General features: G+C 61.8%; 20 protein-coding genes. 11 read left to right on the forward strand and 9 right to left on the reverse strand.

Translation table 11 applies throughout. The features are described 5' to 3' along the window. The first annotated feature begins 141 nt into the window (after positions 1-141). On the forward strand, positions 142-2,652 hold the full coding sequence (gene hrpB, locus A7K61_RS02610; RefSeq protein ID WP_069556894.1) for an ATP-dependent helicase HrpB: 2,511 nt from the start codon (positions 142-144) through the stop codon (positions 2,650-2,652). A gap of 124 nt (positions 2,653-2,776) precedes the next feature. Here the strand turns inward: hrpB and A7K61_RS02615 are convergent, their stop codons facing one another. After that, entirely contained in the window at positions 2,777-3,865 is a 1,089-nt protein-coding gene (locus A7K61_RS02615) for an endonuclease/exonuclease/phosphatase family protein (RefSeq protein ID WP_047711849.1), read from the reverse strand. A 41-nt stretch (positions 3,866-3,906) separates the two neighbouring features. Continuing rightward, complete coding sequence (locus A7K61_RS02620) at positions 3,907-4,566, reverse strand: YciC family protein (protein WP_034133780.1); 660 nt, start codon at positions 4,564-4,566, stop codon at positions 3,907-3,909. Between the two features lie 181 nt (positions 4,567-4,747). Between A7K61_RS02620 and A7K61_RS02625 the strand changes: the two genes are divergently transcribed. The 3 genes from A7K61_RS02625 to A7K61_RS02635 all read left to right on the forward strand — a co-directional run bounded on the left by A7K61_RS02625 (position 4,748) and on the right by A7K61_RS02635 (position 6,694). Next, a complete protein-coding gene (locus A7K61_RS02625; protein ID WP_044268915.1) occupies positions 4,748-5,461 on the forward strand; it encodes a DUF2076 domain-containing protein in 714 nt (237 codons plus the stop codon). A 119-nt stretch (positions 5,462-5,580) separates the two neighbouring features. Further along, a complete protein-coding gene (locus A7K61_RS02630) occupies positions 5,581-6,057 on the forward strand; it encodes an NYN domain-containing protein (protein ID WP_003194396.1) in 477 nt (158 codons plus the stop codon). Positions 6,058-6,082: 25 nt separating this feature from the next. Next, on the forward strand, positions 6,083-6,694 hold the full coding sequence (locus A7K61_RS02635; RefSeq protein WP_069556895.1) for a PolC-type DNA polymerase III: 612 nt from the start codon (positions 6,083-6,085) through the stop codon (positions 6,692-6,694). Between the two features lie 139 nt (positions 6,695-6,833). Here A7K61_RS02635 and A7K61_RS02640 read toward each other — a convergent pair whose 3' ends face one another. Further along, positions 6,834-7,145, reverse strand: coding sequence for a DUF6124 family protein (locus A7K61_RS02640; protein ID WP_014720050.1), 312 nt, complete (start codon positions 7,143-7,145; stop codon positions 6,834-6,836). A 489-nt stretch (positions 7,146-7,634) separates the two neighbouring features. Between A7K61_RS02640 and A7K61_RS02645 the strand changes: the two genes are divergently transcribed. Next, a complete protein-coding gene (locus tag A7K61_RS02645) occupies positions 7,635-8,201 on the forward strand; it encodes a hypothetical protein (RefSeq protein WP_032873225.1) in 567 nt (188 codons plus the stop codon). Further along, positions 8,191-8,454: an acyl carrier protein gene (locus A7K61_RS02650; RefSeq protein ID WP_044268907.1), complete on the forward strand. Its 264-nt coding sequence runs from the start codon at positions 8,191-8,193 to the stop codon at positions 8,452-8,454. Before A7K61_RS02645 ends, A7K61_RS02650 begins: the two co-directional genes overlap by 11 nt. Before the next feature lie 90 nt (positions 8,455-8,544). Here A7K61_RS02650 and A7K61_RS02655 read toward each other — a convergent pair whose 3' ends face one another. After that, positions 8,545-9,006 (reverse strand): Lrp/AsnC family transcriptional regulator, encoded by a 462-nt coding sequence (locus A7K61_RS02655; protein ID WP_069556896.1) that lies wholly within the window; start codon positions 9,004-9,006, stop codon positions 8,545-8,547. Between the two features lie 160 nt (positions 9,007-9,166). Between A7K61_RS02655 and yedA the strand changes: the two genes are divergently transcribed. Both yedA and A7K61_RS02665 read left to right on the forward strand, forming a co-directional pair. Beyond that, on the forward strand, positions 9,167-10,063 hold the full coding sequence (gene yedA, locus A7K61_RS02660; RefSeq protein WP_003194388.1) for a drug/metabolite exporter YedA: 897 nt from the start codon (positions 9,167-9,169) through the stop codon (positions 10,061-10,063). A gap of 48 nt (positions 10,064-10,111) precedes the next feature. Then, a complete protein-coding gene (locus A7K61_RS02665; protein ID WP_019818046.1) occupies positions 10,112-11,446 on the forward strand; it encodes a DEAD/DEAH box helicase in 1,335 nt (444 codons plus the stop codon). Between the two features lie 121 nt (positions 11,447-11,567). Here A7K61_RS02665 and A7K61_RS02670 read toward each other — a convergent pair whose 3' ends face one another. After that, positions 11,568-12,794 (reverse strand): TIGR03862 family flavoprotein, encoded by a 1,227-nt coding sequence (locus A7K61_RS02670; RefSeq protein ID WP_069556897.1) that lies wholly within the window; start codon positions 12,792-12,794, stop codon positions 11,568-11,570. 171 nt (positions 12,795-12,965) lie between these two features. Next, on the reverse strand, positions 12,966-13,886 hold the full coding sequence (locus A7K61_RS02675) for a histone deacetylase (RefSeq protein ID WP_047711845.1): 921 nt from the start codon (positions 13,884-13,886) through the stop codon (positions 12,966-12,968). 76 nt (positions 13,887-13,962) lie between these two features. On the opposite strand from A7K61_RS02675, the gene A7K61_RS02680 reads away from it, so the two are divergent. The 3 genes from A7K61_RS02680 to A7K61_RS02690 all read left to right on the forward strand — a co-directional run bounded on the left by A7K61_RS02680 (position 13,963) and on the right by A7K61_RS02690 (position 16,145). After that, the gene (locus A7K61_RS02680) at positions 13,963-14,532 is read left to right on the forward strand and encodes a GNAT family N-acetyltransferase (RefSeq protein WP_014720044.1); all 570 of its coding nucleotides are present in this window, start codon (positions 13,963-13,965) and stop codon (positions 14,530-14,532) included. A gap of 159 nt (positions 14,533-14,691) precedes the next feature. Next, complete coding sequence (tesB, locus tag A7K61_RS02685; protein WP_032895201.1) at positions 14,692-15,561, forward strand: acyl-CoA thioesterase II; 870 nt, start codon at positions 14,692-14,694, stop codon at positions 15,559-15,561. Next, positions 15,558-16,145 carry an HAD family hydrolase gene (locus tag A7K61_RS02690; RefSeq protein ID WP_069556898.1) on the forward strand — a complete coding sequence of 196 codons (588 nt, stop codon included), beginning with the start codon at positions 15,558-15,560 and terminating at the stop codon, positions 16,143-16,145. The genes tesB and A7K61_RS02690 overlap by 4 nt, the downstream gene beginning before the upstream one ends. Before the next feature lie 134 nt (positions 16,146-16,279). On the opposite strand, the gene A7K61_RS02695 is transcribed toward A7K61_RS02690, so the two are convergent. Genes A7K61_RS02695 through A7K61_RS02705 form a run of 3 tightly spaced genes read right to left on the reverse strand, consistent with a single transcriptional unit; the run spans position 16,280 to position 18,601 of the window. Continuing rightward, positions 16,280-17,254, reverse strand: a complete 975-nt coding sequence (locus A7K61_RS02695; protein ID WP_069556899.1) for a hypothetical protein — start codon at positions 17,252-17,254, stop codon at positions 16,280-16,282. Continuing rightward, positions 17,255-18,142 (reverse strand): neutral zinc metallopeptidase, encoded by an 888-nt coding sequence (locus tag A7K61_RS02700; RefSeq protein WP_069556900.1) that lies wholly within the window; start codon positions 18,140-18,142, stop codon positions 17,255-17,257. A gap of 45 nt (positions 18,143-18,187) precedes the next feature. Beyond that, complete coding sequence (locus tag A7K61_RS02705; RefSeq protein ID WP_032895205.1) at positions 18,188-18,601, reverse strand: lipoprotein; 414 nt, start codon at positions 18,599-18,601, stop codon at positions 18,188-18,190. Positions 18,602-18,781: the final 180 nt, after the last annotated feature.

An 18,781-nucleotide genomic window follows, 5' to 3' on the forward strand; every position in this document is an offset into this window, starting at 1 on the left:
TGGCAACTGTCATACCGCTATCGCAGGCAAGCCAGCTCCCACCTTTGACTGCATTCCCAGTCCCAAGAGTGGCTGTTTTTGAGACCCGCATCGGCACTCGGCAGTTCGCCGTTATACTCGCCGCTCTGCTTTGGAGCCAGTATGAATTCGTTGCCGATCGATGATGTTTTACCCGCCCTGCGTGACGCCTTGGCGCATCGCCATGAAGCCGTGCTGGAAGCGCCCCCCGGCGCCGGTAAAACCACCCGCGTGCCCTTGGCCTTGTTGCATGAGCCGTGGCTTGCCGGGCAAACCATCCTGATGCTCGAACCCCGGCGCCTGGCTGCCCGTGCTGCTGCCGAGCGGCTGGCCAGTGAGCTGGGCGAAAAGGTCGGTGAGACCGTGGGCTACCGCATTCGCCTGGACAGCAAAGTCGGCCCTAATACGCGCATCGAGGTGGTCACCGAAGGTATCCTCACCCGCCGCCTGCAGGACGACCCGGCGCTGGATGGCGTGGGCTTGTTGATCTTCGACGAATTTCACGAGCGCAGCCTCGACGCCGACCTGGCGCTGGCCCTGAGCCTTAACGGTCGCGAGCTGTTTCGCGACGAGCAGCCGCTGAAGATCCTGCTGATGTCCGCCACCCTTGAGGGCGAGCGCTTGGCGGGCTTGCTGGATGACGCGCCGATCCTGCGCAGTGAAGGGCGCATGTTCCCGGTGCAGATGCGCTGGGGCCGGCCGTACCAGGCTGGGGAGTTTATCGAGCCGCGCGTGGTGCAAACCATCCTCGAAGCCCTGCATGACGAGACCGGCAGTGTGCTGGTATTTCTGCCGGGGCAGGCGGAGATTCGCCGGGTCAACCAGCAATTGGCCGACGCCCTGGGTGATAGTCCTGAGGTGCTGTTGTGCCCCCTGCATGGCGAGCTGGACCTCAATGCCCAGCGCGCCGCCATCGACCCGGCGCCGGCCGGCAAGCGCAAAGTGGTGCTGGCCACCAACATCGCCGAGACCAGCCTGACCATCAACGGCGTGCGTGTGGTGATCGACGCTGGGTTGGCGCGGGTGCCGCGTTTCGACCCCGGCAGCGGCATGACCCGCCTCGACACCCAGCGCATCTCCCGCGCCAGCGCCACCCAGCGCGCCGGCCGGGCAGGGCGGTTGGAGCCGGGGGTGTGTTACCGGTTGTGGTCTGAAGACCAGCACGACGGTCTGGCCGCTTATGGCAGTGCGGAAATCCTCGCCGCCGACCTGGCGGGGCTGGCCTTGCAACTGGCCCGTTGGGGCGTGACGCCCAACCAATTGGTGTGGCTGGACGTGCCACCGACGGCCGCATATGCCCAGGCTCAGGACCTGTTGCAACGCCTCGGTGCATTGAACGAAGAAAACCTCACCGCCCATGGCCAGAAGATGGCGGAGTTGCCGGCTCACCCGCGTATCGCCCATCTGTTATTGCGTGGCCAGGACCTGGGTCTCGCCGCCACCGCCTGTGACGTGGCAGCCCTGTTAGGCGAGCGCGACATCTTGCGCGGCGGCGGTGCCGATTTGCACAGCCGCCTGGCGCTGATGTCCGGAGAAGAGCGTGCGCGCGGCACTCAAGGTGGCGTGCAGCGCGCCAAGCAACTGGCCCGGCAATACCGTGGCTACCTGCGCGGCAAGGCGACCCAGCCGGTGGATAACCCGGACCACCCGCGCTGGCTCGGCGCCTTGCTGGCACTGGCCTACCCAGACCGCGTCGCCCAGCAACGCCGCCCCGGTGGCGCTGAATACCGTCTGGCCAATGGCCGAGCGGCGCTGTTTGCCGAAGCCGACAGCCTGATGAAACAACCCTGGCTGGTGATCGCCGACCTGGGCAGCCGCCAGGGCCAGCGCGAAGAACGCATCTACCTGGCGGCGGATTTTGATCCGGCGCTGTTCGATACGGTGCTGGCCGAGCAAGTGCGCAACGTCGACCAACTCGACTGGGACGAGCGCGAAGGCGTCTTGCGCGCCGAGCGCCAGCGTAAAGTCGGCGAGTTGGTACTCAGCCGTGAACCCTTGACCGGCCTCGACGAGTCCGCCCGCAGCCAGGCGCTGGTCAACCTGGTGCGCCGCAAAGGCCTGGAACTGCTGCCCTGGACCCCGGAACTGCGCCAATGGCAAGCCCGTGTGATGTTGCTGCGCCAACTGGATGCGGGCAACACCAGCGAGTGGCCCGACCTCAGCGACAAGGCCCTGCTCGCCAGCCTGGAGCATTGGCTGATGCCTTACCTGGGCAAGGTCTCGCGCCTCAGCCATTTCGCCAATCTGGATATTTCCAGCTACCTGCACAACCTGCTGCCCTGGCCCTTGCCCCAACGCCTGGAAGAGCTGGCGCCGCAGCATGTGAAAGTGCCGTCGGGCTCCTCAGTGCGCCTGGACTACAGCGAGCAGCCGCCGATTTTGGCAGTGCGCTTGCAGGAATTGTTCGGGCTGGCAGACACCCCGCGCATTGCCGGCGGGCGCCTGGCCGTGAAGCTGCACCTGCTGTCCCCGGCGCGGCGGCCGGTGCAGGTCACGCAGGATTTGGCGAACTTCTGGCGCAGTACCTACGCCGAGGTGAAGAAGGATTTGAAAGGGCGCTACCCCAAGCATTACTGGCCGGATGACCCGTTGGTGGCCGAAGCGACGGCTCGGATCAAGCCTCGCAAACCCTAACGACAAAGATCCAATAGGTGGGAGCGGGCTTGCTCGCGAAGGCGGTGTGTCAGCCAGTGCATGTATTAGCTGACACGACGCCTTCGCGAGCAAGCCCGCTCCCACAGGGGGGGCGTGTCAACGCTCATTGCGCGGCAGGCAACAGGAAGCGGGCAATGACCGGCAAATGGTTGGAGATGCGCAACGTGTCTTCCTGCCTCACCTTTGCCTCTACCCGCTTGATGCGCGGGCTGTAGAACAGGTAATCCAAGGTGCGATCCGGCCCGTCCAGGCTTGGGTCGTTGGGGAAGTGCGTCAGCCATTTTTCGCGATCAACCCCGCTGGATTCGCTATTGCGCGGGATCATCGGGTACTTGTCCCACAGCAGGTGCAACTCGCTGTCCGGCGAATACTGCCCACGCTTAGCGGCGTCCAGGCGCAGGTATTGGCCCAGTGGCAGCAGGTTGAAATCCCCGCCGATCAACCAGGGCGTGCCCCGGCCTTCGAATTTATCCAGCAGTTTGGCTGTGGCTTGCACCTGTTGTTGCGCGGCCGAGCGGCCAGGTGCGCCGCCGTCCAGGCGTGTATTGAGCACGGCCAGTTGGCCGCCATCGCTCAAGGGCAGGTAAGTGAGCAGCAACGCAGGTTTAGGCTGGAACTGGCGGCTGATGAAGTTGGCTTCGGCGGCCGGCAGTTGCAGGCGTTCGGCGTGCTCGATCTGGTAGCGGCTGAGTGTCGCCAGCTTGCGCCCGACGCTGCCGAAGATAGGCAGGCTGGGCACAAAGTCGGCCTTCCAGTCGAACGCCTGAGTGCTGCACGGGTACAGATCCACCAGGCGCTCCTGCAACAGCGCAAGCTGGTCCTGATAGTGGGAAGGCTTGGCGCCTTCGTCGACTTCCTGCAACAGCAGGACGTCAGGCTGTTCGTCGCGAATCACCCGCGCCACTTCGTCGAGGCTGAACGCCATGTCTTCGACGGTGGGGCGATCGTCCGGGCCGCTGCCATCCGGGGTGTCGTACCAGAACACGTAGTTCTTGCCCGCCAGGTATTGCACATTCCAGGTCATGACCTTGAGCGCCTGCCCCGGCAACAGCGTCGGCGCGCGGGGTGCCACGCAGCTGACAGGCAGGGTCTCTTTGTCGGCAGGGCGCCAGGTCAGGCTGTAGATCAGCGCGGCCAGCAGGCCGGCGATGATCAACAGGCTCAACAGGGTGATGCGCAATAAACGGGTCATCGGCTCGGCTTATGTGCGTGTCAGAAGAGCCACGGAGCATATCACCGCACGTCGGCGTCGCCACCGATCAGCATGAATAAACGGAACAACACCACGCTGGTAAACAGTTGCAGGAAGCTGTGGGCGCTGTCCATCAGCAGCCCCAGCAACGGCGCCGGCTCAGGGTACGCCGCTACGCTGGCGCCCTTGAGCAGCCACAACGGCGTCATCACGCACAGCAGGCACACCAGGATGCGCCAGAAATGCCCACGGGTGAGGCGCAGGCTTTCTTTCATCGCCGCTAACGCCGGCATGCCGCGCAATACCAGCAGGTATTCGGCAAACGCCAACACCACCATCAGCCACAAGCCCGGCAGGAAATACAGCGACAGCCCCAGCAAAATCAGCAAGGTGCTCATGGCCGTCAGCAGGGCAAAACGCGGCCACAGGCTCAAGGCCATGGCCCACACATCCTTGGTGCGCGGCGACTCGCCCCGGGTGCGGGCGTCGAGAAACAGGATCAAGGCGCCGGTGTACAGCGGGTACACCAACAAACCCACGACCACGCTGTAGCCGGGAAACGCATCCGGGCCCAGCGTGTGGTCCAGCACCTGTTGCAGCAAGGCTTCGAGGATCACCAATGGCAGGCATAGCTGGACGATGGCGCCCAGGTTGCGCTGGGTAAAGCGGAAAGAGTCGCGCAAAACGTCTAACGGATTCATCAGGGTCATCACAGGCCTGGAAGCAGAGGGCGACACTTTAACCGATCAGGCTCAAAGGGGCGCAAACGTAAACCTTGAGTAAAGACCATTGAAACAACTCGTAACATCCCCATAACTGAAACGCCCCTGGCCTGATCACAGGCGGGACGAGAATTTTTTATCGGCAATCTACGAGGTCGCCATGAACAGCGAAGAGCAAACCCTGATCGATGGACTGTTTTCACGGTTGCAACAAGCCGAAACGGACTCAGCCCCCCGCGACGCCCAGGCCGAAGCGCGGATCAAGGAGCATATGGCTCGTCAACCCGCCGTCGGCTACTACATGACCCAGTCGATTCTGGTGCAGGAACATGCGCTGCAGAGCCTCGACGCGCAGAACAAGCAACAGGCCCAGCAGATCCAGCAATTGCAGGACGAGCTGCAACGGGCCAAGGCCACGCAACCTGCGCCGGCCAGCGGTGGTGGGTTCCTGTCGAGCATCTTTGGCGGCAGCTCCCGTGACCCACAGCCTGCGCCGAGCAACTCAGGTGGCGGCTGGCGTGAGCCGGCGCGGCCCGCTTTTGGCCAGCCAGCGCCGCAACAGAACTACCAGCCACCTCAAGCACCGGTCGCCGCACCAGCCGGCAGTGGTTTCCTCGGTGGCGCCATGAAGACCGCCGCCGGCGTGGCCGGTGGTGTGTTGCTGGCCGAAGGGATCAGCAGCCTGTTCCATCACAACTCGCAGCCCCAGGTGGTGGAAGAGATCATCGAACAACCGGCACCGGCCAGCGATCAAGGCAACTGGGGCAACGACGACCAGCAGTTCGCCGGTAATGACCGCTGGGGCAGCGATAACACCGACAGCGATTATTCGGACGATTCCTCATCCTTTGGCGACGACGATTCTTTCGTCTGACCCACGCAGACCGGAACGCTGCGGCGCTCCGGTCTGATTTTTTCCCGGAAACACTCCCTTGGCTGGCATACTGGCGCCCTTTCCGGGCGCTGGCGCCTGGCTGTCCATGAGGAAGTGCGGTGAAAAAAATTGCGGTGTTCGCCGATGTGCAAAACCTCTACTACACCGTGCGCCAGGCCTATGGTTGCCACTTCAACTACGCCGCCCTGTGGGCTGACATCAGCGCGCGCGGGCAGATTGTCGAGGCGTACGCCTATGCCATCGACCGCGGCGACAGCAAGCAGCAGCAATTCCAGCAGATCCTGCGCAACCTGGGCTTTACGGTAAAACTCAAGCCGTATATCCAGCGCAGCGATGGCTCGGCCAAGGGCGACTGGGACGTGGGCATCACGCTGGACATCATGGACGCCGCCGACCATGTCGACGAAGTCGTGCTGGCCTCCGGTGACGGTGATTTCGACATGCTGCTCGAGCGCATCATCCACAAGCATGGCGTGCGGGCCGTGGCCTACGGCGTGCCGGGGCTGACGGCCAACTCATTGATACGCGCCGCCAGTCACTATGTGCCGATCGAAGGCGCGTTGTTGCTCAAATAGATCGTAGAACGGAGTTGGAACAGGTTTGGAACGTATAGCGGTCATCGACTTTGAAACCACCGGCATCACCCCCAGCAGCCACTGCCGGGCCACGGAGATTGGCGTGGTCATCCTTGAGCGCGGGCAAATCGTGGACCGCTACCAGAGCCTGATGAACGCTGGCGTGCGCATACCGGCGTTTATCGAACAGCTCACCGGCATCAGCAACGCCATGCTGCGCAGCGCGCCACCGGCTGAGCGGGTGATGAACGAGGTCAATGAGTTCGTCGGCCCCACGCCCTTGATGGCGCACAACGCCGCGTTCGACCAGAAGTTCTGGGACTTTGAGCTCGGCCTGATCCGCCGCACCCGCCTGCAGAAATTCGCCTGCTCCCTGCTCCTGGCCCGCCGCCTCATGCCAGCGGCGCCCAACCACAAGCTCGGCACCCTCAACGCCTACGCCAAACTGCCCCACACCGGCCAGGCTCACCGGGCGCTGGCGGACGCGGAAATGGCCGCCAACCTCACGGCGCACCTGGCCCAGGAACTGCGCCAGACTCACGGCCTGCGTGAACTGTCCCATGACCTGTTGTGCACCTTGCAGAAAGTGCCGGCGGCGAAGATCAATGAACACCTGAAGAAACATCGCGGGTTCTGATCCAGCCACCCCCTCAAGAACACTGAAGTTCCAATGTGGGAGCTGGCTTGCCTGCGATAGCTGTGTATCAGCCAGCCATTTATTGCGTGACCCTCCGCTATCGCGGGCAAGCCCGCTCCCACATGGGGTTATGCGTGGCCTATCGAGGCTGTGCGCACTCCAGCGCCTGGTCCACCACCCCCTTCGCCATCTCCACCAAATGCATCACCGCCCGCTGCGGCGCCTTCATCACCTCACCCGACGCATTCGCTGTCTCCACCGCGCAGTGCAACAACTCCGCCGCATGGGCCAGGGCGTCTTCGAAGCTCAGGTTGTCATTCAGGATAAAGATCGGCGCATCCGGGGCGGATGCCTTGAGGTAATAGTCGATGGCTCGACGGTGGAGCAGGGCGTCTTCGCTGAGGAAGTCGGTTTTGGGCTGGGGTGGATCGGGGGTGACTTTTTTGACCATGGTGAAACTTCTCCGTCAGGTAAGAAGCTGCAACCGTTCGCTTGCACACGAATTAGGGTGGCAGCAGTACGCAGGTGTGCAAGACCGAGACGGAGTCCGGTAGATCCGAAGATCTCCCGCGTACAGCTGCCATGACACTTAGCGCCTGAGATAAAACCCAGGCGTAGAGAGTTAAGGCTATGCATATTACCGTCGTCGGACTTGCACGTCCGGTCACCGAACATTCGATGACAGGGCGAGACTAGCTACCGAATCCGACGGAAACAAGGCCGTGGAATTCTCTCGGAAACGTCCCGCAAATGAAAGGGATCGGTCTTGCTGGCCACTGAAACACGGAGGTTTTGAGGTCTCTTTCACCTGAGCGCTGAATGGTCGGTAGGCCAAATCCGGCTATAACCTAGGACCTTTCTGGTTTTCCTCTTTACTCCTCTATCGCGTCTTACTGCGACCTACCATCCCCTCTGTCACTCATGCACAGGGATTACAGTCATGCAGGAAAGCGATCTTCATACAGCGATTATGCGAAGCAAGTTGGAACTTGAATCAAATGGCATTGATCTGGGCTCCAGTTCAAGCATGGCATTTCATGTGGGCAACACGATGACAAGCTGCCCGGCAGTCATGGTGTTGCCGAGTTCGCCAGGTTGGAGTCATGGCCCTCATTACCAGTTACTCAAGCCGATTCATGCTGACCCCGCTGTGCCGGATACGACGTTTGATGAACTCTGGAAATGTACACAGCAACACTACGGCCTCACGGCAGCCACCGTGATCACTGGCGCGGCGGGCATACCGATAAGCAAAATTGCGGTGGGTGCTTGGGTTCACGTCGGCTCCAGCAAAACCACGAACCTGGCTAGCCTGATCGGCATGCGCTTTTTTCCTCGTACATTGATCAGGCAACCCACCATGGCCAGAATGGCAAAGGCAACGTTTGGCACCGTCCGGGTATTTGGCATCATCGGGCGAGGCATCCCCTTCGTCGCTGCCGGGCTTGCAGTCTTTGACCTAGTCAGTATTGGTAAGTGTGCCTATGAGGCGAGAAATGGAAGGTAGCCTGACCAGAGCCGTCATCAGCGAAAAAGTGATCCAGCTATTCGTCGATATCATCGGCTTTATCGACCGAAGCGATGTGACGGAGCAAACCGATTTCATCCATGACTTCGACATCATTGATGACGACCTGACGTGCTTTGTCATGCAGATCAAATGGCAGTTCAAGCTGCAAGCGACGCAGGAGGATTGGGATCACATCACGACCATCGAGCAGATAGTCGATTTGATCGTCCAGCGTTCGACTCTTCGGTGAGGCCACTGACGCCATCGCAGGCAAGCCAGCTCCCACAGTTGGCAGTACGCGATCCCTGTGGGAGCCGGGCTTGCTTGCGATGGCGATCGCTCAGCCACCATTTTTGCCATTGGTGTCCAACTGCCCCAACGGCACCCGCCGCTCTATAGCGCTGGACAAAATAATCGAGGTCTTGCTGAAGCCGAACTTCGCTACCCGATTAATCAGGTTTTCCAGCTCGGGCATCGAGCCCACCGCCGCTTGCATGATCACGCACGGGTCGCCGGTGACGCGGTGGCATTCGGTCAGTTCGGGTATTTCCGCCAGGGCGTCGTACACCTTTTGGCTGCCATGGTTGGTCAGCCGCAACTCGATCACGCATTGAATCGGCAAACCCACTTTGGATAAATCCACCTTGGCTTGGTACCCGGTGATCACGCCGCTGGCCTCAAGCTTGGCCACGCGTTCGGCCACGGCGGGGGCGGAGAGGTTTACGGTGCGTGCCAGTTGCGCGTAGGAAGCGCGGCCATCTTCAAGCAGGGCGCTGAGGAGCATGCGGTCGTATTTGTCCATGATAAGGCTCCGGTTGCGCATCGCTTTCGAAAGCACGGTTTATAGCCTTGATAACCATGGTTTGAGAAGTGTATTGGCGTTTTAAACAGGTTTTGTAACTTAAGTTTATCCACCTTCGTTTCTAGAATAAGTCTCCCATTTCCTGTCATAGAGCCGCCCAATGCCTGGCCCACGTCGCTTTCCCTTACCGTTGATCGCCGCCTTTTTTGCGTTGTATGTGATCTGGGGTTCCACCTACCTGGTGATCCGCATTGGCGTGGAGTACTGGCCGCCGTTGTTGCTGGCGGGCATTCGGTTTTGCACGGCGGGCGCCTTGATGTACGGCTTTCTCAGGTGGCGCGGGGTGCCGGCGCCGACCTGGCCGCAGTGGAAGGCGGCCGGGATGATCGGCATTTTGCTGCTCACCGTGGGCAATGGTGGCGTGAGTGTGGCCGAACATATGGGCGTGTCATCCGGCGTGGCCGCGCTGGCGGTGGCGACGGTGCCGCTGTTTACCTTGCTGTGTGGGTTTTTCTGGGGCGCACGTAATACACGGCTGGAATGGGCCGGGGTGCTGCTGGGGATCATCGGCATTGCCATGCTCAACATGGGCAGTACCTTGCAGTCGAGCCCACTGGGCGCGGTGTTGCTGTTGATGGCGGCGGCGTCCTGGGCCTTCGGCTCGGTGTGGAGCCGCCACTTGCCGCTGCCCCAAGGCGCGATGGCCAGCGCCGCGGAAATGCTCGTGGCTGGCGTGGCGCTGCTGATCGTCAGCGCATTGTCTGGCGAGCACCTGCAGGCCATGCCGCCGCTGGAAGGCTGGCTGGCCCTGGCGTACCTCACGGTGTTCGGCTCGATCATTGCCTTCAACGCTTATATGTACTTGCTCAAGCACGTCCGCCCGGCGGCGGCGACCAGCTATGCCTATGTGAACCCGGCCGTGGCCGTGTTACTGGGGATTGTGTTCGTGGGTGAGAGCATCGGCCTGGAAGAAGCCCTGGCAATGCTGGTGATCATCAGCGCGGTGTTGCTGATCAGCCTGCCCCAATGGCGCAAGCCCAAACCCGAAATAAGGTAAACTGCCGCGCATTACGCCCTTGCGCTGAATTTTTCCTACGGTAACTACATGACTTTCGCCACCCTTGGCCTGATCGAACCCTTGCTGCGCGCCCTTGAGACGCTTGGCTACCAGACCCCGACGCCGGTGCAGGCCCAAGCCATTCCGGCCGTGCTGGCCGGTCGCGACCTGATGGCCGCGGCCCAGACCGGCACCGGCAAGACCGCAGGTTTCGCTTTGCCGCTGCTGCAACTGTTGACCATGGAAGGGCCGAAAGTCGCCGCCAACTCGGCGCGTGCGCTGATCCTGTGCCCCACCCGTGAACTGGCCGAGCAGGTTCACGCCAGCGTTGCCGAGTACGCCCAGCACCTGCCGCTGACCACTTACGCGGTGTACGGCGGCGTGAGCATCAACCCGCAGATGATGAAGCTGCGCAAGGGTGTGGACATTCTGGTCGCCACCCCTGGACGCCTGATCGACCTGTTCCGCCAGAACGCGCTGAAGCTCAACCAGCTGCAAACCCTGGTGCTGGATGAAGCCGACCGTATGCTCGACCTGGGCTTCTCCGAAGAACTGGCGAACATCTATCGCATGTTGCCGAAAAAGCGCCAGACCCTGCTGTTTTCCGCGACCTTCTCCGATGACATCCGCCTGCTGGCCGGGCAAATGCTCAACGACCCGCTGAGCATCGAAGTCAGCCCGCGCAACGTCGCCGCCAACACCGTCAAGCAGTGGGTGGTGCCGGTGGACAAGAAGCGCAAGCCGGAACTGTTTGTGCACCTGATGCGCAAGGGCCGTTGGAAGCAAGTGCTGGTGTTCGCCAAGACCCGCAACGGCGTAGACGCCTTGGTGGACAAGTTGCAGGGCCTGGGGATCAACGCCGACGGCATCCATGGCGACAAACCCCAAGCCACCCGCCAACGCGCACTGGACCGCTTCAAGGCCAGCGACGTGCAGATCCTGGTGGCTACTGATGTGGCGGCCCGTGGCCTGGATATCGAAGACCTGCCGCTGGTGGTCAACTTTGACCTGCCGATCGTGGCCGAAGACTACATCCACCGCATTGGCCGTACCGGGCGTGCGGGCAACACCGGTGAGGCGATTTCCCTGGTGTGTGCCGATGAGGTGAACATGCTCTCGGCCATCGAGATGCTGACCCGCCAGACCCTCACGCGCAAAATGGAACCGGACTTCGAGCCCGAGCACCGCGTGCCGGATACCGATGCCAGCGGGCAGGTGGTGAAGAAACCGAAAAAGCCGAAGAAGCCTAAGGCCTCTGGCGGTGGCGGCAAGCGCAACCTGGGCAAGTGGGTGGACAGTGGGGAAGTGGCCCCAGCTGAGCCTTCGATCAAGCCGGTGCGCAAGGTGCCGGTGTTTAATACCGGGCCGCGTAAGAAGAAGTGATTTTGCGCTGTGGCTGATGGCCTCATCGCAGGCAAGCCAGCTCCCACCTTTTGAATTGTGAACACAGTCAAAGGTGGGAGCTGGCTTGCCTGCGATGGCGGCCTTAAGTCCACCGCAGCGCTCAGCGGTTAAGCCATTCCAACATCCCCAGCCCAGCCGCCCGGCCACTGGCAAAACAGCCGGTCAGCAAATACCCACCGGTCGGCGCTTCCCAATCGAGCATTTCCCCCGCACAGAACACCCCAGGCAATGGCTTGAGCATCAACCGCTCATCCAGCGCTTCAAACGGCACACCACCGGCCGTGCTGATCGCCTCATCCATCGGCCGCGTCCTCACCAGCGTCAGCGGCAACGCTTTGATATCCACCGCCAATTGCGCCGGATCGGTGAAGTGTTCAGCGGGCGTCAGCTCGCGCAATAACGCCGCCTTCACGCCATCCAATCCCAACTGACTGTGCAAATGCTTGCTCATCGACCGCGAGCCACGGGGCTTGGCCAATGCGGCCTGCACCTTGTCCAACGGCTTGCTGGGCAGCAAATCGATATGCACCGTGGCCGCACCGTCGCGGTTGATCGCTTCGCGAATCGGCGCTGACAAGGCGTAGATCAAGCTGCCTTCAATACCGGTGGCAGTGATCACACACTCGCCCAGCCGAGGTTTGTCGTCTGCCAAGCCAATGGCGACGTTTTTCAACGGTGCGCCCGCGAATTTGCTGACCATCAACTCGCTCCATGCCGACACTTCAAACCCGCAGTTGGTCGGTTGCAGCCGCACATAGGGCAGGCCTTTGCCTTCAAACAGGTTAAGCCACGCACCGTCGGAGCCCAGGCGCGACCAACTGCCGCCGCCCAGGGCCAGTAGCACGGCGTCGCTGTGGACAACTTTTTCGCCCTCCGGGCTGTGGATAAGTAAATCGCCCTCGGCATTCCAACCCGTCCAACGATGCCGGGTGTGGATAACCACACCTTGCTCCCGCAGGCGCTTGAGCCAGGCGCGCAACAGGGGCGCGGCTTTCATATCGGTAGGAAATACGCGGCCAGAGGTGCCGACAAAAGTTTGAATGCCCAGGCCATGAATCCATTCGCACAACGCCTCGGCGCCAAAGCTGCGCAGTAGCGGTGCCATGTGCGGGGCGCGTTCGGCATAGCGCGACAGAAACGTCGGGTACGCCTCGGAGTGGGTGATATTCATGCCGCCCACGCCTGCCAGCAGGAACTTGCGCCCCACCGATGGCATGCCGTCGTACAGGTCCACGCGCACGCCCGCCTGGCTCAAGACTTCGGCGGCCATCAGCCCGGCGGGGCCACCGCCGATAATGGAGACGTGGTGGACAGAAGTCTGAGGCATGGGCAGGGCTACGGTGATATGAATAGGCCGAGCATTCTACCCGACCACGACGGCGCTGCCTGATCAAAAAACGTACACTTTCCTACAGGCCATACGGCCAAACGCTTGCAGCCGCTTACGCTCAAGTTATCCACAGGCCGTTCCACAGGCATTGTGGGTAACGCTCACACTTCAATGACAGCCTGATGACGTCCATACCCGTTGTGCGCTGTGGTGCAAGATGCCGTGGCGGCGGGCGAGGGCGGGGCGGTCCTTGCTGTAGCCGCCACCGATGACGCCCATCACTGGAATGTCGCGGCCCAGGCAGTGGCGCATCACGCTTTCATCACGGGCGGCGACGCCGGCGTCTGTCAGCTTGAGGTAACCAAGGGCGTCGTCCTTGTGCACATCCACGCCGGCGTCGTACAGCACCAGGTCTGGCTGGTAGAGCGGCAGCAGGTAGTTGAGCGCGTCATCCACCACCTTGAGGTAGTCCGCATCGCCCATGCCCATGGGCAGCGGGATATCCCAGTCGCTCTGGGCCTTGCGGGCCGGGAAGTTCTTTTCGCAATGCAGCGACACGGTGATGGCATCCGGCGTGTCGTGCAGGATGCGTGCAGTGCCGTCGCCCTGGTGCACGTCGCAATCGAAGATCAGCACACGATTGACCCGGCCGCTGGCCAACAGGTAATGGCTGATCACCGCCAGGTCATTAAAAATGCAGAAACCGGCCGGATAATCGTAATGGGCATGGTGGGTGCCGCCCGCCAAATGGCAGGCCAGGCCATGTTCCAGGGCCTGTTCAGCCGCCAGGATCGAGCCGCCCACCGCCCGCACCGTGCGCCGGGCCAGGGCTTCGCTCCAGGGCAGGCCGAGGCGGCGTTGGTCTTCGCGGGACAGTTCGCCGCCCATGTAGCGTTCGATATACCCAGGTTCATGGGCCAGGGCCAAAATGTCTGCCGGGCACAGCGACGGGCGCAGCAATTGGCTGTCTTCGGTGAGGCCGCTGTCCACCAGGTGGTCACGCAACAGGCGAAACTTGTCCATGGGGAACCGGTGGTCCGCCGGGAACTCAGGGCTGTAGTCTTCGTGGTAGATCAATGGCAAGGGCATGGGATTTTCTGACGGGAACCTGCGAAGGATCTTAACAGCGCTGTACACTCACGCACATGGCAAGGCAGGGGGACCCATGGAGCCGATACTGGAATTGGAAAGTGCACGCTTGGTGCTGCGCCAATGGCGCGACAGCGACTTGCCGGACTTTGCGCGCATGTGCGCCGACCCGCAGGTGATGCGCTACTTCCCGGCGCAATTGAGCCACTTGGAAAGCGCGGCGCTGATCGGCCGGATACGCGGGCATTTTGCTGAATATGGCTTTGGTTTCTGGGCTTTGCAGCGCAAGGACACCGGTGAGTTTATCGGCCTGACGGGCCTTGCGAATGTCAGCTTCGAAGCCGGCTTTACCCCGGCGGTGGAAATCGGCTGGCGCCTGGCCCGTGAGCATTGGGGCCTGGGTTATGCCAGTGAGGCCGCCTGGACGGCGTTGCGCTGTGGTTTTGACCGCCTGCAACTGGACGAAATCCTGGCTTTCACCACCGAGAGCAATCTGCCCTCACAAAAAGTCATGCAGGCCATCGGTATGCATTACGATCCGCAGGCAGATTTTGAACACCCGAAAGTCGCAGCCGGTGACCCGCTGCGCCCTCATGTTTTATACCGCATCACCCGCGCCCAATGGTTGGACACGCTGCACGGATAAGCAGGCGGTCATGCTCAACAGAAACCTGTAGGAGCGAGCTTGCTCGCGAAGAACGCAAGAGCGCTGCGGTAAACCAGAAGCGCTGCGTCATCGTTAACGACCTTCGCGAGCAAGCTCGCTCCTACAGGTAGATACCGTTTTGCTTTGAGGAGAGTTTCAATGAGCCAAGTATTGGAAGATCTGGTGGACTTGCTGACCCTGGAGCCGATCGAGGAAAACCTCTTTCGCGGCCGCAGCCAGGACCTGGGCTTTCGCCAGTTGTTCGGCGGCCAAGTGCTCGGCCAGTCGCTGTCAGCGGCCAGCCAGACCGTAGACGAAGCGCGGCATGTGCATTCCCTGCACGGTTATTTCCTGCGCCCTGGCGATGCGGCCTTGCCGGTGGTGTACTCGGTGGACCGCGTGCGCGATGGCGGCAGTTTCAGCACGCGTCGTGTCACCGCGATTCAAAAGGGCAACCCGATCTTCACCTGCACGACCTCGTTCCAGTACGACGAAGAAGGCTTTGAGCACCAGACCACCATGCCGGTGGTAGTGGGCCCGGAAAACCTGCCGTCGGAGCTGGAGCTGACCCAGCAGCGTGCGCACCTGATCCCCGAGCACATGCGCGACAAGCTGCTGTGCCCCAAGCCCATCGAAGTGCGCCCGGTCACCGAAAAAGACCCGTTCAACCCGCAGCCGTCCGACCCGGTCAAGTACGTGTGGTTTCGTGCCGACGGGGCCTTGGCGGACACGCCGGCGCTGCATAAATACCTGTTGGCCTATGCCTCGGACTTCGGCCTGTTGACCACCTCGTTGCTGCCCCATGGCAAGACTGTGTGGCAGAAAGACATGCAGGTCGCCAGCCTCGATCACGCGCTGTGGTTCCACGCCGACCTGCGTGCCGATGACTGGTTGCTGTACGCCATGGACAGCCCGTGGGCCGGCAACTCCCGGGGTTTCTCCCGGGGCAGCGTGTACAACCGCGCCGGGCAATTGGTGGCGTCGGTGACCCAGGAAGGTTTGATCCGCCATCGCAAGGATTGGGCATGAGCCTCTGCGACGTTAAGCACTGGGTGTTCGACATGGACGGCACGCTCACGGTGGCGGTGCATGACTTTGCGGCTATCCGCGAGGCGCTGGACATTCCACCCGAAGACGACATCCTCACGCACTTGGCGGCCTTGCCGGCGCAGGAGGCCGCGGCCAAGCATGCCTGGTTGCTGGAGCACGAGCGCGAGCTGGCCCTGGGTTCGGTGGCGGCGCAGGGCGCGGTGGAGCTGGTACAGGAATTGGCCGCTCGCGGTTATCGCCTGGGCATCCTGACCCGCAATGCGCGGGAGCTGGCGCATATCACCCTGGAGGCGATAGGCCTGGCGGACTGCTTTGCCATTGAGGATGTGCTGGGGCGCGATGATGCGCCGCACAAGCCGGATCCGGGTGGGTTACTGAAGCTGGCGGCGGCTTGGGACGTAGCACCGAGCCAGATGGTGATGGTTGGGGATTATCGCTTTGACCTGGATTGTGGTCGGGCAGCGGGGGCCAAGACGGTGTTGGTGAACTTGCCGGAGAACCCGTGGCCGGAATTGGCGGATTGGCATGCCGAGGATTGTGCGGCGCTGCGCCGAATGATTTGAATCGGCTAGCGCAAATCCAATTGTGGGAGCGGGCTTGCTCGCGAATGCAGAGTGTCAGTCGCCAGATAGGTTGACTGGTGCACCGCATTCGCGAGCAAGCCCGCTCCCACATTTTTATTGGGTTTCGTCAGTGATTACTGGGCGAACAGCACCTTTTCTCCCTCTGGCGAGGTAAACATCTCGTCCCCGTCATGCCCCACCCCCGGCACTTCTACCAGCCTGTGAGCCAACTGCGGATGCCGCTGCTTGAGATAGTCAAAGTAGTTGTGCCCACGTATCAGCCGGTACGCACCCTGGGCCTCGGCTTCGCAGCTTTTATCCAGCGCCGGGTGGTTGGGGTCGGTGTCCTGCTGGCCCAGCAGGTAAGTGATATCCCGTGACACGTAGGCCTGTTCCAGTTGCTGGGCGCCTCGGTCACCCACGTAATCCGGCAGGTTTTGCATGCCGTACTTCCAGTCGTTGAAGCCTGGGCAACTGGTCGCATCGAACTTCACCGGGCGTTGCGGGCTGAAGTACGCATAGGACGACGGGTTAGCCACCACATACCGCAGGCGGATGCTTTCGGTGTTCAGCAGCGGGTGGTCGTGGCCGGTGAGGGCGAAGCGCTGCACCACTTGGCCACCGCCAGAATGCCCGGCAACCACGATTTCTTTCAGCGCCGGGAACAGTTTGCGGTTGCCCAAGTGCTTGATGATCTGGTCCAGAGCGCCATAAGAGCTGATCTGCCCTGGGCCGGTGGACGCGTCGCCGGCCATCCAGTCGTTGCCCTTCCAACGTAATACGTCGTTGCTCAGGTGGTTGCGCTTCACGTCGGCTTGATTGAGAAACTGCGGTGCGATCACCAGCGTACTGCCGCCCACCCCGGCATGCTCGGCGGCGTCGATGCCGCTTTGCAGGTAGGTTTGCGCATTGCGCAGGCGGCCATGCACGATGATCAATGCGCGCGTGACCTTGGGCAGCGGTTGGCGCCAATCCTGGCTCAGGCCCAGGCTGAGGTCGCCGGCCTCCAGATGAAAGCGATCGGGGCTGACCACCTTGACGCCGTGTTCGGCCGCGAAGGTGCAACAGGACACGAGCATACCCAGCAGTAACCCCAATCGTTTGATCATTTAGAGACTCTTGGCCGCGAAGGTATCGCATTGAGTGATCTGGCCCTGGGCGAAGCCGGTCTTGAACCAGCGTACGCGTTGGGCCGAGGTGCCGTGGGTAAAGGAGTCCGGTACCACGCGCCCCTGGCCCTGCTGCTGCAAACGGTCGTCGCCGATGGCATTGGCTGCGTTCAGGGCTTCTTCGATATCGCCGGGTTCCAGCCAGTTCAGGCGTTTTTGCGCATGGTTGGCCCACACGCCGGCAAAGCAGTCGGCTTGCAGTTCCTGGCGAACCAGCAGGCCACCGTCGCCTTCCATCTGCCGACCCTGTTGGCGCGCCGCCTGGATCTTGGACGAGATGCCCAGCAACGTTTGTACGTGGTGCCCGATTTCGTGGGCGATCACGTAGGCCTGGGCGAAGTCACCGGCGGCCTGGAAGCGTTGCGACATTTCCCGGAAAAAATCCAGGTCCAGGTACACCTGCTGGTCAGCCGGGCAGTAGAACGGGCCGCTGGCTGAGGTGGCGCCACCACAGGCTGAATTCACCCGGCCACGGAACAGGATCAGTTTCGGGTTCTTATACGCCAGCCCGTTTTGCTGGAACACTTGGCCCCAGGTGTCTTCGGTATCGCCCAGCACAGCGCGCACAAAGTCGGCTTGCTCATCGTTGGCCGGCGGTGCCTGACGCGTCTGGGTGCTGACCGACGGCGCCTGTTCCATCTGGCCGGTCAATTGGCCGAGGATCTGCATCGGGTCCTGGCCGGTCAGCCAGCCAATGCCGACGATCAGCACGATGGCCGTGAGGCTCAGGCCCTTGCCGCCGCCGAAGCGCATACCGCCACCGCCGCCGCCACTGTCATTACGGGCATCTACCACGTTGTCGCTGCGTCGGCCTTTTTTCCATAGCATGGGAGCAATCCTCTGTGTGCTAACCGTGATTGATTATGGTCGGTATTAACGGCAATAGCCTTCGCCAGTAGCAACGATCAGGCAGTCTTTTTTATCTGCCAGCCACTTCAAACCGGTGGCGGCGCCATCGCCAGCGCGCAACAGCTGCGGGCCGTCGGGGCGGGTGAAGGCGATGCCGTCGTCAGTGGCCTCACCTTTGAAGGTGCCAGCGTCATCGGCATCGAGGCCGTATTGCATGGTCAGCAGGTAGTGGCCGCGGCCAATGCTGTCGTCTTTGGCGATGGTCAGGTGCAAGCCTTCGACACCGATCCACTTGCCAACCCATTTATCGGTGGGCGGGGTCTCTGGCACCAGAGTCGCTTGCACGGAAGCGGGCGCGGGCTTGGGGGCTTCTTTCGGGGCTTTGTCGCAGGCAGCGAGCAGGGCGAGGGCAGACAGGGCAAAGAGGATTTTTTTCATAGCGGCAAGGCCTTGGTTAAAAAGTGTGCAACGCCGGGGCGAGCGTGCAGCGTTGGACTCGGATCCATCGATTTAGTGCGCTGTTCGCCCGGTGTTTGGTTATGCTCTTGGGGCAGACTCCGGCCCGGCTGCTAGATTACCGGGTTGAGCGCTACTTGGTTCAGTGCTCAGCGTCCCGCT

Origin of the sequence: Pseudomonas sp. AP42, from assembly GCF_001728935.1 — a bacterium.
Lineage (GTDB): Bacteria > Pseudomonadota > Gammaproteobacteria > Pseudomonadales > Pseudomonadaceae > Aquipseudomonas > Aquipseudomonas lactis.

What these genes read in the sequence shown, in the direction of transcription:
- A7K61_RS02650 (WP_044268907.1), top strand. Translation starts at nt 8,191, where the DNA reads ATGGAAGGTAGCCTGACCAGAGCCGTCATCAGCGAAAAAGTGATCCAG.
- A7K61_RS02680 (WP_014720044.1), top strand. Translation starts at nt 13,963, where the DNA reads ATGGAGCCGATACTGGAATTGGAAAGTGCACGCTTGGTGCTGCGCCAA.
- A7K61_RS02670 (WP_069556897.1), bottom strand. Translation starts at nt 12,794, where the DNA reads ATGCCTCAGACTTCTGTCCACCACGTCTCCATTATCGGCGGTGGCCCC.
- yedA (WP_003194388.1), top strand. Translation starts at nt 9,167, where the DNA reads ATGCCTGGCCCACGTCGCTTTCCCTTACCGTTGATCGCCGCCTTTTTT.
- A7K61_RS02705 (WP_032895205.1), bottom strand. Translation starts at nt 18,601, where the DNA reads ATGAAAAAAATCCTCTTTGCCCTGTCTGCCCTCGCCCTGCTCGCTGCC.
- A7K61_RS02615 (WP_047711849.1), bottom strand. Translation starts at nt 3,865, where the DNA reads ATGACCCGTTTATTGCGCATCACCCTGTTGAGCCTGTTGATCATCGCC.
- A7K61_RS02620 (WP_034133780.1), bottom strand. Translation starts at nt 4,566, where the DNA reads ATGAATCCGTTAGACGTTTTGCGCGACTCTTTCCGCTTTACCCAGCGC.
- A7K61_RS02645 (WP_032873225.1), top strand. Translation starts at nt 7,635, where the DNA reads ATGCAGGAAAGCGATCTTCATACAGCGATTATGCGAAGCAAGTTGGAA.
- A7K61_RS02700 (WP_069556900.1), bottom strand. Translation starts at nt 18,142, where the DNA reads ATGCTATGGAAAAAAGGCCGACGCAGCGACAACGTGGTAGATGCCCGT.
- tesB (WP_032895201.1), top strand. Translation starts at nt 14,692, where the DNA reads ATGAGCCAAGTATTGGAAGATCTGGTGGACTTGCTGACCCTGGAGCCG.
- A7K61_RS02665 (WP_019818046.1), top strand. Translation starts at nt 10,112, where the DNA reads ATGACTTTCGCCACCCTTGGCCTGATCGAACCCTTGCTGCGCGCCCTT.
- A7K61_RS02640 (WP_014720050.1), bottom strand. Translation starts at nt 7,145, where the DNA reads ATGGTCAAAAAAGTCACCCCCGATCCACCCCAGCCCAAAACCGACTTC.
- hrpB (WP_069556894.1), top strand. Translation starts at nt 142, where the DNA reads ATGAATTCGTTGCCGATCGATGATGTTTTACCCGCCCTGCGTGACGCC.
- A7K61_RS02625 (WP_044268915.1), top strand. Translation starts at nt 4,748, where the DNA reads ATGAACAGCGAAGAGCAAACCCTGATCGATGGACTGTTTTCACGGTTG.
- A7K61_RS02695 (WP_069556899.1), bottom strand. Translation starts at nt 17,254, where the DNA reads ATGATCAAACGATTGGGGTTACTGCTGGGTATGCTCGTGTCCTGTTGC.
- A7K61_RS02690 (WP_069556898.1), top strand. Translation starts at nt 15,558, where the DNA reads ATGAGCCTCTGCGACGTTAAGCACTGGGTGTTCGACATGGACGGCACG.
- A7K61_RS02655 (WP_069556896.1), bottom strand. Translation starts at nt 9,006, where the DNA reads ATGGACAAATACGACCGCATGCTCCTCAGCGCCCTGCTTGAAGATGGC.
- A7K61_RS02675 (WP_047711845.1), bottom strand. Translation starts at nt 13,886, where the DNA reads ATGCCCTTGCCATTGATCTACCACGAAGACTACAGCCCTGAGTTCCCG.